The following is a 15993-nucleotide window of genomic DNA, read 5'->3' on the forward strand; positions in this document are numbered from 1 at the left end:
CATACCCAAGTGGTCGGCGATTAACCGTCCTTCTCGATTTCACAGAGTAGCGGATGCTGGCTTTCCCTGGCGTATTGGTTGACCTGCATGGCCTTCGTTTCGGCGATGTCACGGGTAAACAATCCGCACACTGCCCGCCCTTCGGTGTGGACGGTCAGCATGATCTTGGTCGCCAGCTCGCGGTTCAGACTGAAGAACGTTTCGAGCACTTCGACGACGAAATCCATCGGCGTGTAGTCATCGTTGAATAAAACCACCTTGTACATCGGTGGCGCCTGCAGGATCGGCTTGGCTTCCTGTACCGCAAGCCCTGAGCCGTCGTCCTCATTCGTTTGCGGGCGATCCTGATTGAATGTTAGTCGAATCTCACTGGGTGCATGCATGGAAAGAATTTCATCATGAGCGTCAGGTTAAGGTTGTGGGTTGACTGCATTGGCGGCCGCTGGCGCACGCGCCACCTGACCTTGACTAACGGCAAAACGGTGTTACAACCAATAAGAACCCACCGTGGTCGATAAAGATCCGCGCAGTCAACCAGATTTTTCGCAAGGTTCGTATGCGGATGAAGTGGATGATACTCCAGTGATGGAGTCCTTTGCAGAGGGACATAGGGATGGCAAGCGGTAAAGTCAAGTGGTTCAACAATGCCAAGGGCTACGGATTCATCAATGAAGACGGGAAAACCGACGATTTGTTCGCCCACTATTCGGCGATCGAGATGGAAGGTTACAAAACGCTCAAAGCTGGGCAAGCCGTAACGTTCGAGATCCACCAAGGCCCCAAGGGCCTGCATGCGATCAAGATCGCCAGCGCCGCCACCAGCGTCTCTACAGGAGCATCCCAGCCCTCAACTACCGTCCAAGCCTGATCCCTGCTCTCTGCCGACACACGAACAACCGGCCGCTCCTTTACAGAAGCGGCCGGTTTTTCATGGCCTCACATATGCTTGATCATTTCATCGCCAAAACCTGAGCTACTCACCAGCGTGGCACCTTCCATCAAGCGCTCGAAGTCGTAGGTCACTGTCTTGGCAGCAATCGCACCATTGGTGCCCTTGATGATCAGGTCGGCCGCCTCAGTCCAGCCCATGTGCCGCAGCATCATCTCCGCCGACAGGATGACCGAGCCCGGATTGACCTTGTCCTGCCCGGCATATTTCGGGGCGGTACCATGGGTAGCCTCGAACATGGCCACGGTATCGGACAGGTTGGCGCCCGGCGCGATGCCGATGCCACCCACTTCCGCCGCCAGGGCATCGGAGAGGTAGTCACCGTTCAGGTTGAGGGTGGCGATCACGTCGTACTCGGCAGGGCGCAGCAGGATCTGCTGGAGCATGGCGTCGGCGATGGCGTCCTTGACGATCACTTCACGGCCGCTCCTGGGGTTCTTGAACTTCATCCAAGGGCCGCCGTCGAGCAGTTCGGCACCAAACTCGTCGCGGGCCACCTCGTAGCCCCAATCCTTGAAGGCGCCCTCGGTGAACTTCATGATGTTGCCCTTGTGCACCAGGGTCAGCGATTCGCGATCATTGTCCACCACATATTGCAGGGCCTTGCGTACCAGGCGCTTGGTGCCCTCGCGCGAGACCGGCTTTACGCCAATGCCGCAGTCCTGGTCGAAACGGATCTTGGTGACACCCATTTCCTCCTTGAGGAACTTGATCACCTTGTTCGCTTCAGGCGAGCCGGCCTTCCACTCGATGCCGGCATAGATGTCTTCGGAGTTTTCTCGGAAGATCACCATGTCGACATCGCCTGGCTTTTTCACCGGGCTTGGCACGCCCTGGAACCACAGCACCGGGCGCAGGCACACGTAGAGGTCGAGCTGCTGGCGCAAAGCCACGTTGAGCGACCGGATACCACCGCCGACCGGCGTGGTCAGCGGCCCCTTGATCGAGACAACGTAGTCCTTCACCGCATCCAGGGTCTCCTGCGGCAGCCAGGTATCCTGGTCGTACACCTGGGTGGCCTTCTCGCCGGCATACACCTCCATCCAGGCGATCTTGCGCTTGCCGCCGTAGGCTTTCTGCACGGCGGCATCGACCACCTTGATCATCACTGGCGAGACATCGACGCCAATCCCGTCACCTTCGATATAAGGAATGATCGGGTTGTCGGGCACGTTGAGCGAATGGTCGGCATTGACGGTGATCTTGGTGCCGTCGGTCGGAACCTTGATTTTCTGGTATCCCATGCTTGCACTACTCCGCTGTCGGGTGTGATTGGACATCATGCGATCCAATGAGCCTAAACCACATCCGTCGACCTGCAAGCGGTGCGTCATCACGCCACATTGCCCCTACGTCTTTGGTCTTATAAATGGCACCGATGTCACTTCGCCTTGCTGATTAGCCCGAATGGTTTGGTATACTCCGCCGCGACCGAAGGGTCATCGGGGCGAATCCCAGGAAAATGCGGACCGCCCTTGGCCAGGAATGGCCATCAAGCCTGGCCAGAAAAGTCTGGACTGTTACCGCAGCTCAGCATTGACGCTCGACTGATGCATCCACCATCACCGCTCGCAGCCTCTCGACTTTCCGCTCATGGCGTTGCCAGGGCGATGCGCCTACCCTGCGCACCACGAGACTCGAGCACGCTCAGCACACAGAGAGTTAACCCGCATGCCCACCCGTTCCAAGATCATCTATACCTTCACCGACGAAGCCCCCGCCCTCGCCACCTACTCGCTGCTGCCGATCATCGAAGCCTTCACCGCTTCCGCTGACATCGCCGTCGAAACTCGCGACATCTCCCTGGCTGGCCGTATCCTTGCCGCCTTCCCGGAGCAACTGGGCGCAGAGAAGCAAGTAGGCGATCACCTGGCGGAACTGGGTCAGCTGGCTACCACTCCTGAAGCCAACATCATCAAGCTGCCGAACATCAGCGCCTCGGTACCGCAGCTCAAGGCCGCGATCAAGGAACTGCAGGGCAAGGGCTTCAACATCCCTGACTACGCCGACGAGCCATCCACCGAGGCCGAGAAAGAATCCCGCGCACGCTACGACCGCATCAAGGGTTCGGCCGTGAACCCAGTGCTGCGCGAAGGCAACTCCGACCGCCGCGCCCCGCTTTCGGTCAAGAACTACGCCCGCAAGCACCCGCACAAGATGGGCGCCTGGGCCGCCGACTCGAAGTCGCACGTTGCCCACATGAACAACGGCGACTTCTACGGCAGCGAAAAAGCCGCACTGATCGAGGCAGACGACAACCTGCGCATCGAGCTGGTCGGCAAGGATGGCAGCACCACCGTGCTGAAAGCCAAGACTGCCGTCAAAGCCGCCGAAATCGTCGACTGCGCCACCATGAGCCGCAAGGCCCTGAAAGCCTTCATCACTGAGCAGATCGCCGATGCCAAGGCCTCCGGCGTACTGCTGTCGGTGCACCTGAAAGCCACCATGATGAAGGTTTCCGACCCGATCATGTTCGGCGTCATCGTCGAAGCGTTCTACGACCAGGTACTGGCCAAGCACGCAGCAGCCCTGGCTGAAGTAGGCTTCAACGCCAACAACGGCATCGGCGACCTGTACGCCCGCATCAAGGACCTGCCAGCCGACAAGCAGGCCGAGATCGAAGCCGACATCCAGGCCCTGTACGCCGAGCGTCCAGCCCTGGCCATGGTCAACTCCGACAAGGGCATCACCAACCTGCACGTGCCGAGCGACGTCATCGTCGACGCCTCGATGCCAGCGATGATCCGCGACTCGGGCAAGATGTGGAACAGCGCCGGTGAACTGCAGGATGCCAAGGCGATCATCCCGGATCGTTGCTACGCCGGCATCTACCAGGCCACCATCGAAGACTGCAAGGCCAACGGCGCCTTCGACCCGACCACCATGGGCAGCGTGCCGAACGTCGGCCTGATGGCGCAGAAGGCCGAAGAGTACGGCTCCCACGACAAGACCTTCCAGATTCAGGCCGACGGCGTAGTACGCGTGGTCGATGGCAAAGGCAACGTCGTTCTGGAGCAGAACGTTGAAGCCGGTGACATCTTCCGCATGTGCCAGACCAAAGACGCGCCGATCCAGGACTGGGTCAAGCTGGCCGTCAACCGTGCCCGCCTGAGCAACACCCCGGCGGTGTTCTGGCTGGACCCGGCCCGCGCCCACGACGGCGTGATGATCGAGAAGGTACAGAAGTACCTGAAGGACCACGACACCACTGGCCTGGACATCCGTGTCCTGGCGCCGGTCGACGCTATCAAGTTCTCCCTGGCCCGCATCCGCGAAGGCAAGGACACCATCTCGGTGACCGGCAACGTGCTGCGCGACTACCTGACCGACCTGTTCCCGATCATGGAACTGGGCACCAGCGCCAAGATGCTGTCGATCGTGCCGCTGATGAACGGCGGTGGCCTGTTCGAAACCGGCGCCGGCGGTTCGGCTCCGAAGCACGTGCAGCAGCTGGTGGAAGAGAACTTCCTGCGTTGGGACTCGCTGGGTGAATTCCTGGCCCTGGCCGCTTCCCTGGAGCATCTGGGCAACACCTACGACAACCCGCGCGCCAAGGTCCTGGCCAACACCCTGGACCAGGCAACCGGCAAGTTCCTCGACACCAACAAGTCGCCTTCGCGCAAAGTCGGTGGTATCGACAACCGCGGCAGCCACTTCTACCTGACCCTGTACTGGGCCCAGGCGCTGGCTGCACAGAGCGATGACGCCGCTCTGCAGGCGCGCTTCGCCCCACTGGCCAAGACCCTGACCGAGAACGAGGAGACCATTGTCGCCGAGCTCAACGCCGTTCAGGGCAAGCCGGCCGACATCGGTGGCTACTACGCCCCGGATGCCGAGCTGACCGCCAAGGTGATGCGCCCAAGCCAGACCCTGAACAGCGCCATTGCCGCCCTGTAAGGTTCGCTTGAGGTAACCGCACAAACCCCGGCCACGCACCGGGGTTTGTGCTTTCTGGCCCCGGGGCTGCTGCGCAGCCCATCGCAGGCAAGCCAGCTCCCACAGGGACTGTGAATGACCCAGGCCTTGCACCGTACCTGTGGGAGCTGGCTTGCCTGCGATGGACCGCAACGCGGCCCCGACATTCTGAAAGGACACCGCATATGACCTGGCAACCGCACATCACCGTCGCTACCATCGTCGAACACGAAGGCAAATTCCTCTTCGTCGAAGAATTCAAAGCCGGCCAGCACGTCTTCAACCAACCCGCCGGCCACCTCGAACCCAACGAGACCCTGCCCCAGGCCGCCCTGCGCGAAACCGTGGAAGAAACCGCCTGGGAAGTCGAGCTCACCGGCGTGGTGGGCATCTACCTCTACACCGCCCCGAGCAATGGCGTGACCTACCAGCGCATCTGCTTCGCCGCCCGCCCCGTGCGCCACCACCAGGACCTTGCCCTGGACAGCGACATTGTCCGCGCCGTGTGGCTGACCCGCGAAGAACTGCTGGCCGACCCCGCTCGCTGGCGCAGCGAACTCGTCCCGCGCTGTCTCGACGACTACCTCGCCGGCCCGCTGCACAGCCTCGACTTGCTGCGTGACTGACGCGCCGCGCCGGTTTTGCTAGAATCGGCGTTTTTCCCCCTTGATACACACCGGTACCCATGACCAGCCCAGCACTCAAAGACCCCGCCAAGACCCGCGTCATCGTCGGCATGTCCGGCGGCGTGGACTCATCCGTCTCTGCCCTTCTGCTCATGGAACAGGGCTACCAGGTGGAAGGGCTGTTCATGAAGAACTGGGAAGAAGACGACGGCACCGAATACTGCACCGCCCGTGAAGACCTGGCCGACGCCCAGGCCGTGTGCGACCGCATCGGCATCAAGCTGCACACCGCCAACTTCGCTGCCGAGTACTGGGACAACGTGTTCGAGCACTTCCTCGAGGAATACAAGGCCGGCCGCACGCCCAACCCGGACATCCTCTGCAACCGCGAAATCAAGTTCAAGGCGTTCCTTGATTATGCCCTGTCGCTGGGTGCCGACCTGATCGCCACCGGCCACTATGTGCGCCGCCGCGACTCCGGCGCGCTCACCGAACTGCTCAAAGGCCTGGACCCGAACAAGGACCAGAGCTACTTCCTGCATGCAGTTGGCGGTAAGGAAATCGCCCGTACACTGTTCCCGGTCGGCGAGCTGGAAAAGCCCGAGGTGCGCGCCATCGCCGAAAAACACGGCCTGGCCACCGCCAAGAAAAAGGATTCCACCGGCATCTGCTTCATCGGCGAGCGCCGCTTCAGCGACTTCCTCAAGCAGTACCTGCCAGCCCAGCCCGGCAACATCGAAACCACCGAAGGTGAAGTGATCGGTCGCCACCACGGCCTGATGTACCACACCATCGGCCAGCGCCAAGGCTTGGGCATAGGCGGCCTGAAGGACGCCGGTGACGAGCCGTGGTACGTGTTGCACAAGGACCTGACCCGCAATGTGCTGGTGGTCGGCCAGGGCAACGAGCACCCGTGGCTGTTCTCCCGCGCCCTGCTTGCATCGGAAATCTTCTGGGTCAACCCGGTCGACCTGAGCAGCCCGCGCCGGCTGACCGCCAAGGTGCGCTACCGCCAGAGCGACCAGCAATGCACGCTGGAGCTGACCGCAACCGGCTACCGCGCCGTGTTCGACGAGCCGCAGCGCGCCGTGACCCCGGGCCAGTCGGTGGTGTTCTATGACGGCGATGTGTGCCTGGGTGGCGGCGTGATCGAGACCGCCGAGCCGTGGAGCCCGCGCGCATGAGCAATCTGCAGGAGCAGCTGATTGCCCTGGGCGGCGTGTTCCAGGCCGCCGTGCTGGTCGACCGCATCGCCCGCACCGGCCAGGCCAGCGAAGCCAACATCGGCTGCATGCTGGGCAGCCTGCTGGTGCGCGACCCCAAGGACACCCTGGAGGTGTTCGGCGGCGACGACCTCAACCTGCGCGACGGTTACCGCGCCCTGGTCGGCGCCCTCGAGCGCGACCCCAGCAGCCTGCAACGCGAACCGCTGCGCTACGCACTGTCGATGCTGGGCCTTGAGCGCCAGCTGAACAAGCGCGGCGACCTGCTCGAAACCATCGGCAACCGCCTGCCGCAAATCCAGTCGCAGGCCGACCATTTCGGCCTGGCCCATGAAAATGTCATCGCGTCCAGCGGCGCGTTGTACCAGGACACCCTGAGCACCTTGCGCCAGCGCATCCAGGTGCACGGCGACATGCGCTTCCTGCAGCAGGCCAGCAACGCCTCGAAGATCCGCGCCCTGCTGCTCGCCGGCATCCGCGCCGCACGCCTGTGGCGCCAGCTGGGCGGGCATCGCTGGCAGTTGGTGTTCAGCCGGCGCAAGCTGCTCAACGAACTGTACGACATGATGCGCACACCGTCCTGAAGAAAAACGCCGGACCTGTAGGAGCGGCCTTGCGTCGCGAAAGGGCTGCGCAGCAGCCCCAGAATCGCCGCCCCAGCATAGATTGCCGGGGCTGCTGCGCAGCCCTTTCGCGACGCAAGGCCGCTCCTACAGGGATTTTTCATGTATGATATGCGCCCTTCCAAAAGCCTGACTGTCCGAGAACACCCCATGCAGCTTTCTTCGCTCACTGCGGTTTCCCCTGTAGACGGCCGTTACGCCGGCAAAACCCAGGCCTTGCGCCCCATTTTCAGCGAATTCGGCCTGATCCGTTTCCGCGCCCTGGTCGAAGTGCGCTGGCTGCAGCGCCTGGCCGCCCACCCGCAGATCGGCGAAGTGCCGGCGTTCTCCGCCGAAGCCAACGCCCTGCTGGACAGCCTGGCCACCGACTTCAAGCTCGAGCACGCCGAACGCGTCAAGGAAATCGAGCGCACCACCAACCACGACGTCAAGGCGATCGAATACCTCCTCAAGGAGCAGGCCGCCAAGCTGCCTGAGCTGGCCAAGGTCAGCGAGTTCATCCACTTCGCCTGCACCAGCGAGGACATCAACAACCTGTCCCACGCCCTGATGCTGCGCGCCGGCCGTGACGATGTGCTGCTGCCGCTGATGCGCCAGATCGCCGACGCCATCCGCGCCCTGGCCCATGCCCATGCCGACGTGCCGATGCTCTCGCGCACCCACGGCCAGCCGGCTTCGCCGACCACCCTGGGCAAAGAGCTGGCCAACGTCGTGTACCGCCTGGAGCGCCAGATCGCCCAGGTTGCCGCCGTGCCGCTGCTGGGCAAGATCAACGGCGCCGTGGGCAACTACAACGCCCACCTGTCGGCTTACTCGCAGATCGACTGGGAACAGAACGCCCGCGCCTTCATCGAAGACGAGCTGGGCCTGCAGTTCAACCCGTACACCACCCAGATCGAGCCGCACGACTACATCGCCGAGCTGTTCGACGCGATCGCTCGCTTCAACACCATCCTCATCGACTTCGACCGCGACGTCTGGGGCTATATCTCGCTGGGCTACTTCAAGCAGAAGACCGTGGCTGGCGAAATCGGCTCGTCGACCATGCCGCACAAGGTCAACCCGATCGACTTCGAAAACTCCGAAGGCAACTTAGGGATAGCCAACGCACTGTTCCAGCACCTGGCCAGCAAGCTGCCGATCTCGCGCTGGCAGCGTGACCTGACCGACTCCACCGTGCTGCGCAACCTGGGCGTGGGCTTCGCTCACAGCGTCATCGCCTACGAAGCCAGCCTGAAAGGCATCGGCAAGCTGGAAGTCAACCAAGCCCGCATCGCCGCCGACCTGGACGCCTGCTGGGAAGTCCTCGCCGAGCCGATCCAGACCGTGATGCGCCGCTTCAACATCGAGAACCCCTACGAGAAGCTCAAGGAACTGACCCGTGGCAAGGGCATCACGCCAGAAGCGCTGCTGACCTTCATCGACGGCCTCGACATGCCGGCCGACGCCAAGGCCGAGCTGAAGCTGCTGACCCCCGCTACCTACATCGGTAACGCGGCAGCCCAGGCCAAACGCATCTAAGCTGACCGTCGCGTTCAACGCCCGGCCTGGCCGGGCGTTTTTATTCGCGGACGAAAATTACGTTTTTTCAATAGGTTGAACATGAATCCTGATACTCCACTGCAGCTGCTCGGCGGCATCTCGGCCCGCGAATTCATGCGCGACTACTGGCAGAAGAAGCCGCTGCTGGTGCGCCAGGCCTTCCCGGACTTCGAAAGCCCGATCGACCCCGACGAGCTGGCCGGCCTGGCCCTGGAAGAGGAAGTCGAGTCGCGCATCGTCCTCGAACACGGCGCCCACCCGTGGGAGCTGCGCCGCGGGCCGTTCAGCGAAGACACCTTTGCCGAACTGCCGGAGAAAGACTGGACCCTGCTGGTGCAGGCCGTCGACCAGTTCGTCCCGGAAGTCGCCGAGCTGCTCGAGCACTTCCGCTTCCTGCCGAGCTGGCGTATCGATGACGTGATGATCAGCTTCGCCACCCCAGGGGGCAGTGTCGGCCCGCACTTCGACAATTACGACGTGTTCCTGCTCCAGGGCCATGGCGAGCGTAACTGGAAAATCGGCCAGATGTGCAACAGCGACAGCCCGCTGCTTGAGCACGCCGACCTGCGCATCCTGGCCGAATTCGAACAGAGCGGCGAATGGACGCTGGAGCCGGGCGACATGCTCTACCTGCCGCCGCGCCTGGCCCACTACGGCGTCGCCGTGGACAACTGCCTGACCTACTCGGTCGGCTTCCGCGCCCCAAGCGCCGCCGAAGTGCTGACCCACTTCACCGATTTCCTCGGCCAGTTCCTGCCGGACGAAGAGCGCTACAGCGACGCCGACGCGCAACCTGCCAGCGACCCGCACCAGATCCAGCACGATGCCCTCGACCGCCTCAAGGCGTTGATCGACAAGCACACCAACGACAAGGACCTGCTGCTGACCTGGTTCGGCCAGTTCATGACCGAGCCGCGCTACCCGGAACAGGTGGTCGGTGAAGAAATGGACGAAGACGAGCTGATCGAAGCCCTGGAAGACGGCGCCATCCTGATCCGCAACCCGAGCGCGCGGCTGGCCTGGTCCGAACTCGGCGACGACCTGATGCTGTTCGCCAGCGGCCGTAGCTGCCCACTGCCGGCCAAGCTGCGCGAGCTGCTGAAGCTGGTGTGCTCGGCCGATGCGCTACACATCGACAACCTTGAGCAGTGGTTGCAGGATGAAGATGGCCTTATGCTGGTCCAGCAGCTGATCAAACAAGGAAGCCTGGGATTCGCCAATGAATAAGATTCGTGTGCGCCTTGCCGACTGGCACAAGGATAACGCTGATATCCGCCGTATCCGCGAAGCCGTGTTCATTGCCGAGCAGCATGTACCACCAGAGCTGGAGTGGGATTCGGACGATCCGGGCGCCGCACACTTCCTGGCGCTGGAAGGCGACTATCCGATCGGCACGGCTCGCCTGCTGCCTGACGGCACCATTGGCCGGGTCTCGGTGCTCAAGGACTGGCGTGGGTTGAAGGTCGGCGATGCACTGATGAATGCAGTGATCGTCGAAGCGCAGAACCGTGACCTGAAGCAGCAGATGCTCAGTGCACAGGTGCATGCCACGCCGTTCTACGAGCGCCTGGGCTTTCGCGTAGTCAGCGAGGAGTTCCTCGAAGCCGGCATTCCGCACGTGGACATGGTACGCGACTCGCGCGCCTGAAACCTGCACTGGCCTCTTCGCGGGCATGCCCGCGAAGAGGCCAGCACAGGTAAAGACACTCCCCCTCACAAAAACCTGTACATCCATCCAGATAAAACTTGCCTCCGCGCCCCTGCTTGCGCATCCTAGTGCCCATCATTCCCCGATGAAGCGTTCCCGGCCATGCGCCTGTTCCTCTGCGAAAAACCCTCCCAGGCCAAAGACATCGCCAAGGTGCTCGGCGCCAACCGCAAGGCCGACGGCTGCTGGCAGGGCACCGACGTCTGCGTGACCTGGTGCATCGGCCACCTGCTGGAAACCGCCCCGCCCGACAGCTACGACGACCGCTACAAGCGCTGGAACCTGGCCGACCTGCCGATCATCCCGGCAAAGTGGAAGATGCTGGTCAAGCCCAAGACCGCCAGCCAGTTCAAGGCGGTCAAGCGCCTGCTCGGCGAAGCCCGCGAACTGGTGATCGCCACCGACGCCGACCGCGAAGGTGAAATGATTGCCCGCGAGCTGGTCGAGCACTGCCGCTACCGCGGCCCGATCCAGCGCCTGTGGCTGTCGGCCCTGGACGACGCTTCGATCCGCAAGGCCCTGGCGCGCCTGCTGCCCGGCCAGCAAACCTTCAACCTCTACCATTCGGCCCTGGGCCGCTCCCGCGCCGACTGGCTGATCGGCATGAACATGAGCCGGCTGTTCACCCTGCTCGGCCGCCAATCCGGCTACCAGGGCGTGCTGCCAGTGGGGCGGGTGCAAACCCCTACCCTGCGCCTGGTGGTCGACCGCGACCGCAGCATCGCTGATTTCGTGCCCGTGCCGTTCTGGGCCATCGATGTCCAGCTGGAAAGTGCCGGCCAGTCTTTCAACGCCCAGTGGCGCGCACCGGAAGACACCTGCGACGACCAGGGCCGCTGCCTGAACCAGGCGCTCGCCCGACAGGCTGCTGGCGACATGCAAGATGCCGGTACGGCGCGGGTATTGAAAGTCGCCACCGAGCGCGTGCGCGAGGCCGCACCGCTGCCCTTCGACCTGGGCACCCTGCAGGAGCTGTGCTCGAAAAAGTTCGGCCTCGGCGCCCAGGAAACCCTCGACATCGCCCAGGCGCTGTACGAAACCCACAAGCTGATCACCTACCCGCGCAGCGACTGCGGCTACCTGCCCGTCAGCCAGCACAGCGAGGCGCCAGCCATCCTCGCGGCGCTGCAGCGGGCGGACGCCAGCCTGGCGCCGCTGCAAGCCCACCTTGAGCCACAGCGCCGCTCCCGCGCCTGGAACGACGCCAAGGTCAGCGCCCACCACGGCATCATCCCCACGGCAGCCGCCAGCGACCCGGCACGCCTGCCGGCCAAGCACAAGGCTGTCTATACCCTGATTCGTGCCCGCTACCTGGCGCAGTTTCTACCCAACCACGAGTACGATCGCACCCAGGTCGAGTTCGACTGCGCCGGCCATGCCCTGCGCGCCGTCGGCAAGCAGATCGTCCAACCCGGCTGGCGCCGCGCCCTCCCCGAAGCGCTGACCCCGGCCAAGGGCCGCGAGGCCCAGCCAGCCCAGGTGCTGCCGGCCCTGCGCGAAGGCCAGGACTGCAACGTGCATGATGTGCAACTGAAGGACCTGTGGACCCAGCCACCGAAACCGTTTACCGAAGGCGACCTGATCAAGGCGATGAAGAACGTCGCCAAGCTGGTGGACGACCCACGGCTGAAACAGAAGCTCAAGGAAACCACCGGCATCGGCACCGAAGCCACCCGTGCCAGCATCATCCAGGGCTTGCTCGACCGCGGTTATCTGGTGAAGAACGGCAAGGCACTGTCTGCCACCCCTGCCGCGTTCAGCCTGATTGACGCCGTGCCCCGCGCCATTGCCGACCCTGGTACCACGGCCATCTGGGAACAGGCACTGGACATGGTGCAGAGCGGCGAGATGAGCCTTGAAGAGTTCGTCACCCGGCAGTCGGCGTGGATGGGCAAGCTGGTGGAGCGTTGCCGCGGGATGCGCATGACCATTACCGGGCCGGCGGTGGGCAAGGCGGCGCCTTGGAAGAAGAAGCGGCGCACTACCAGTAAAGGCAAGGCGTCTGATGGCAAACCAGCTGCCAGCAAGCCGCGGCAGCCACGGCGCAAGGCCTCTGGCTGATGCAGCGCTTGTGCCGGCCTCCTTCGCGGCTAAAGCGCTCCCACAGGTACTGCATAGATGCCGAAGGCGGTGCTATCCCTGTGGGAGCGGCTTTAGCCGCGAAGAGGCCGGTACAGCCACCACAAATTCTAAGTCCCACTCTTCAGCCGGCTGAATGCCCGGGTCAACTCGCGGTTGAACGCCTTGCCATTATCATTCTTGCCATACAACCGCGCCCGCACCTCAGCCGACGGATAGGTCCCCGGCGCATTGCGGATCTGCGCGTCCACCAGCCCATCCGCCGCCGTAATCGCGTTGGCGTAGTGAATGGTGTCGGTAATCGGCGCGATCACATCCGGCCGCATCAGGTAATCCACCAGTTTCCACGCGGCATCCGGGTGCGGCGCATCCTTGGGCACCACCAGCGCATCCAGCCAGATCAACGTGCCCTCCTTCGGAATGCTGTAGTCCAGCACAAACGCCTTGCCCGCCTGCTGCGCCTGCCCTTCGGCGATGGCCACGTTGCCGTTCCACGACATCGCCACGCAGGTTTCGCCATTGGCCAGGTCGTTGATGTTGCGGTCGTTGTCGAAGTAGCGAATGTACGGGCGCACCTTGCGCAGTTGCACCTCCGCCGCCTTCAGGTCCTCAAGGCGCTGCTGGTTGATGTCCAGGCCCATGTAGCGCATCACTGCGGCGAACACTTCGTTGGGGTCGTTGAGCAGACTCACCCCGCAGTCGGCGAATTTCGCCACCACCTGCGGGTCGAACAGCATCGCCCAGCTGTCCAGCGGTGCATCGCCCATGCGTGCCTTCACCGCCTGCTGCTGGTAGCCCACCCCGGTGGTGCCCCAGGCATAGGTCCCGGCATAGCGGTTACCCGGGTCGAACAAGGCCATGTGCTGGCGGAACTCTTCACCCACCCCGGCCAGGTGCGGTAGCTGGGCTTTGTCCAGCGGCTGCAGGGCGCCGCTGGCAATGGCCCGGCTCAGGTGCTGGCCGGCGGTGAGCACCACGTCGTAGCCACTGCCACCGGTCAGCAGCTTGGTCTCGGCGGTTTCCAGCGAGTCGAAGTGGTCGGCCACCACACGAATGCCGGTTTCCTTTTCGAACCGGGTCAAGGTATCGGGGGCAAGGTACTCGCCCCAGATGTACAGGTTCACGGTCGGCTGTTGTGCGTCGGCAGCCTGGGCCGCCGAGGCGGCGCAGCCCAGGGCGAGCGCAAGGGTGAGTGCGCTCGGCTTCATCAGCGGCGGCCTCCAGCGTATTGCGGCATGGTGATGCAGGCGACGTTGCCGCCACCGAGCAGGATCTCGCGGGAGTTCTCGATACCGATAATGCGGTGCTCGGGGAACAACTCGGCCAGTGTCGCCTGGGCAATTGCGTCATTGCGATCGCCAAACAGCGGCACGACGATGGCCGAGTTGCCCGCGTAGTAGTTGATGTACGAAGCACAGATCTGGGTGCCGGCCGCGCGCAGGTGAGTGCCTTCGACCTGGTCCAGCCCTGCGGCCTCTTCGGCCGTCCATTGCAGCACGTCGGGTTGCGGCAGCTTGTGCACCTTCAGTTCACGGCCACGGGTATCGCGGGTGCTGCGCAGGATGTCGTAGGCCTCCTGGTAGATTTCCCACTGCGGGTCGTCACGGTTATCGGTCCATTGCAGCACCACTTCACCGGGGCGCACAAAGCAGGCCAGGTCGTCGACGTGGCCATCGGTCTCGTCGAACTTGCAGCCACGCGGCAGCCAGATCACCTGCTCGGCCCCCAGATAGTCTTCAAGGCGACGGGTCACCTCGGCCTTGCCCAGGTGGGCGTTGCGGTTGCGGTTCAGCAGGCATTGCTCGGTGGTCAGCAGGCTGCCCTGGCCGTCGCTCTGGATGCCGCCAAGCTCGGCGATCAGCGGCGCGCGATAGCGGTCCAGGCCTTCGATCTCGAGGATTTTCTGGGCGATCTGGTCGTCCTTGTCCCACGGGTAGTAGAGGCCGCCATCGAGCCCGCCATAGGCGTTGAACTCGAAGTCGACGCCACGCACTTCACCACTGTTGTCATTGACCACGAAGCAAGCACCGCTGTCACGGAACCAGGTGTCGTTGCAGGTCATTTCCACTACCCGGACCTGCGGTGGCAGCAGGCGCCGGGCATTGACGTACTGGCCAGCGGAGGCGCAGACCGTGACCGGCTCGCTGGAGGCGATTGCCGTGACGATCTCGACCCAGACCTTCTGCGCAGGCTTGGCGCCATTGCGCCAGACATCCGGGCGCTCTGGCCAGCCGAGCCAGCAACCCGCCTTGCGCTCGAATTCGCCGGGCAGGCGGAAGCCATCGGCCTTGGGGGTGGTGGTGAGCGAACGTGCCATGGGTCAACCTCGTATCGGTGGGTGATGGCTGCACGCTACGCCGCCCCGCTTGCGGCATCCAACGATGAATACTCAGCGATAGCTGAATTCAATTCAGCTATCGCCCAGCTGTTCGATGAACCATTCGATGAAGTCAGCCACCGGTGCCCGCTCAAGGCGCAGCCGTTCGCACACCAGCGCGTATTGCCCCTGGGCCGTCACGCTGGCACTGAACGGGCGCACCAACCGGCCGCTCTGCAGGTCGGCCTGGCAGGTCAGGTTGTCGCCCATCGCCACGCCCTGCCCCAGCAGCGCAGCCTCCAGCGCCAGCGCGGCATGGGGGAAGTACAGCTGACGGGTGGGCAAGGCGTCGTCGGCGTGAGTGGCCAGCCAGGTGGTCCAGGTGCGACCGTCCTGGTCATCGTGCAACAGGCAGTGGCGCACCAGGTCACGCGGGCGCTTGAGCCCGCCCTGGTTGAACAGGCCCGGGCTGCAGACGGGGAAGAACTGCAGCAGTGGCAGCGGCCGGACGAAGTGGGTGCTCGCGTCCAGGGCGCTGGTGCCGTAGGTGATGGCCAGGTCGACGTCCAGCGCCGGGGCGCCGGCATCGATCGGCTGATCGTGCAGGTGCAGGGTGATGTGCGGGTAACGGCTGCTGAAATCGGCCAGGCGCGCGACCAGCCATTTCTGCGCCAGCTCCGCTGTGACCGCCACCCTCAGTACCGCTTGCGATGCCGGGTCGCGCAGTTCATCACAGGCCTTGCCGATCAGCTCGAAGGCCTGTTGCAGGTGATGCAGCAGGCGTTCGGCTTCGGCACTGGGGCGCACCTGGCGGCCGACGCGCTCGAACAGGGCGACGCCGAGCTGCTCTTCGAGCTGGCGAATCTGGTGGCTGACGGCGCTGTCGGTAACGCACAGCTCGGCGGCGGCACGGCCGAAGTGGCCATGGCGGGCGGCGCATTCGAAAGTGCGCAGGGCAGTCAGGGAAGGCAGGCGGCGCATTGTTTTTCCTGTCAGGGCCTCGGGGGCTGC

The 15993-nt window shown here is 63.6% G+C and carries 14 protein-coding genes; 9 read left to right on the forward strand and 5 right to left on the reverse strand.

All coding sequences use genetic code 11. The annotated features are described in order from the left end of the window. Nucleotides 1-20: 20 nt before the first annotated feature. Nucleotides 21-383 carry an ATP-dependent Clp protease adapter ClpS gene (clpS, locus tag APH33_RS19990; RefSeq protein WP_016488124.1) on the reverse strand — a complete coding sequence of 121 codons (363 nt, stop codon included), beginning with the start codon at nt 381-383 and terminating at the stop codon, nt 21-23. 230 nt (nt 384-613) lie between these two features. Here clpS and cspD point away from each other — a divergent pair, with 230 nt between their 5' ends. Beyond that, a complete protein-coding gene (gene cspD / locus APH33_RS19995) occupies nt 614-868 on the forward strand; it encodes a cold shock domain-containing protein CspD (RefSeq protein WP_054886819.1) in 255 nt (84 codons plus the stop codon). 68 nt (nt 869-936) lie between these two features. Here the strand turns inward: cspD and icd are convergent, their stop codons facing one another. Beyond that, on the reverse strand, nt 937-2193 hold the full coding sequence (gene icd / locus APH33_RS20000; RefSeq protein WP_054886820.1) for an NADP-dependent isocitrate dehydrogenase: 1257 nt from the start codon (nt 2191-2193) through the stop codon (nt 937-939). 427 nt (nt 2194-2620) lie between these two features. On the opposite strand from icd, the gene APH33_RS20005 reads away from it, so the two are divergent. The 8 genes from APH33_RS20005 (at nt 2621) to APH33_RS20040 (ending at nt 12647) form a co-directional block, all read left to right on the forward strand. Then, complete coding sequence (locus tag APH33_RS20005) at nt 2621-4846, forward strand: NADP-dependent isocitrate dehydrogenase (protein ID WP_054886821.1); 2226 nt, start codon at nt 2621-2623, stop codon at nt 4844-4846. A 203-nt stretch (nt 4847-5049) separates the two neighbouring features. Then, nucleotides 5050-5490, forward strand: a complete 441-nt coding sequence (locus APH33_RS20010) for an NUDIX hydrolase (protein WP_054886822.1) — start codon at nt 5050-5052, stop codon at nt 5488-5490. A gap of 59 nt (nt 5491-5549) precedes the next feature. Next, entirely contained in the window at nt 5550-6674 is a 1125-nt protein-coding gene (gene mnmA / locus APH33_RS20015) for a tRNA 2-thiouridine(34) synthase MnmA (protein WP_054886823.1), read from the forward strand. Next, nucleotides 6671-7297 carry a high frequency lysogenization protein HflD gene (gene hflD, locus APH33_RS20020; RefSeq protein ID WP_054886824.1) on the forward strand — a complete coding sequence of 209 codons (627 nt, stop codon included), beginning with the start codon at nt 6671-6673 and terminating at the stop codon, nt 7295-7297. Before mnmA ends, hflD begins: the two co-directional genes overlap by 4 nt. Nucleotides 7298-7486: 189 nt before the next feature. Continuing rightward, on the forward strand, nt 7487-8857 hold the full coding sequence (gene purB, locus APH33_RS20025) for an adenylosuccinate lyase (protein WP_054886825.1): 1371 nt from the start codon (nt 7487-7489) through the stop codon (nt 8855-8857). Nucleotides 8858-8938: 81 nt separating this feature from the next. Continuing rightward, nucleotides 8939-10105: a cupin domain-containing protein gene (locus APH33_RS20030; RefSeq protein ID WP_054886826.1), complete on the forward strand. Its 1167-nt coding sequence runs from the start codon at nt 8939-8941 to the stop codon at nt 10103-10105. Next, nucleotides 10098-10526, forward strand: coding sequence for a GNAT family N-acetyltransferase (locus APH33_RS20035; RefSeq protein WP_054886827.1), 429 nt, complete (start codon nt 10098-10100; stop codon nt 10524-10526). The genes APH33_RS20030 and APH33_RS20035 overlap by 8 nt, the downstream gene beginning before the upstream one ends. Nucleotides 10527-10688: 162 nt before the next feature. Continuing rightward, a complete protein-coding gene (locus APH33_RS20040; RefSeq protein WP_054886828.1) occupies nt 10689-12647 on the forward strand; it encodes a DNA topoisomerase III in 1959 nt (652 codons plus the stop codon). Between the two features lie 128 nt (nt 12648-12775). Here APH33_RS20040 and APH33_RS20045 read toward each other — a convergent pair whose 3' ends face one another. From APH33_RS20045 to APH33_RS20055, 3 genes are all read right to left on the reverse strand, one after another. Further along, nucleotides 12776-13873, reverse strand: coding sequence for an extracellular solute-binding protein (locus APH33_RS20045; protein WP_054886829.1), 1098 nt, complete (start codon nt 13871-13873; stop codon nt 12776-12778). After that, the gene (gene aguA / locus APH33_RS20050) at nt 13873-14982 is read right to left on the reverse strand and encodes an agmatine deiminase (protein WP_054886830.1); all 1110 of its coding nucleotides are present in this window, start codon (nt 14980-14982) and stop codon (nt 13873-13875) included. Before aguA ends, APH33_RS20045 begins: the two co-directional genes overlap by 1 nt. Before the next feature lie 93 nt (nt 14983-15075). After that, entirely contained in the window at nt 15076-15963 is an 888-nt protein-coding gene (locus APH33_RS20055) for a LysR substrate-binding domain-containing protein (protein WP_082433667.1), read from the reverse strand. Between the last annotated feature and the right edge of the window lie 30 nt (nt 15964-15993).

It is taken from the genome of Pseudomonas sp. NBRC 111130 (assembly GCF_001320485.1).
Lineage (GTDB): Bacteria > Pseudomonadota > Gammaproteobacteria > Pseudomonadales > Pseudomonadaceae > Aquipseudomonas > Aquipseudomonas vlassakiae.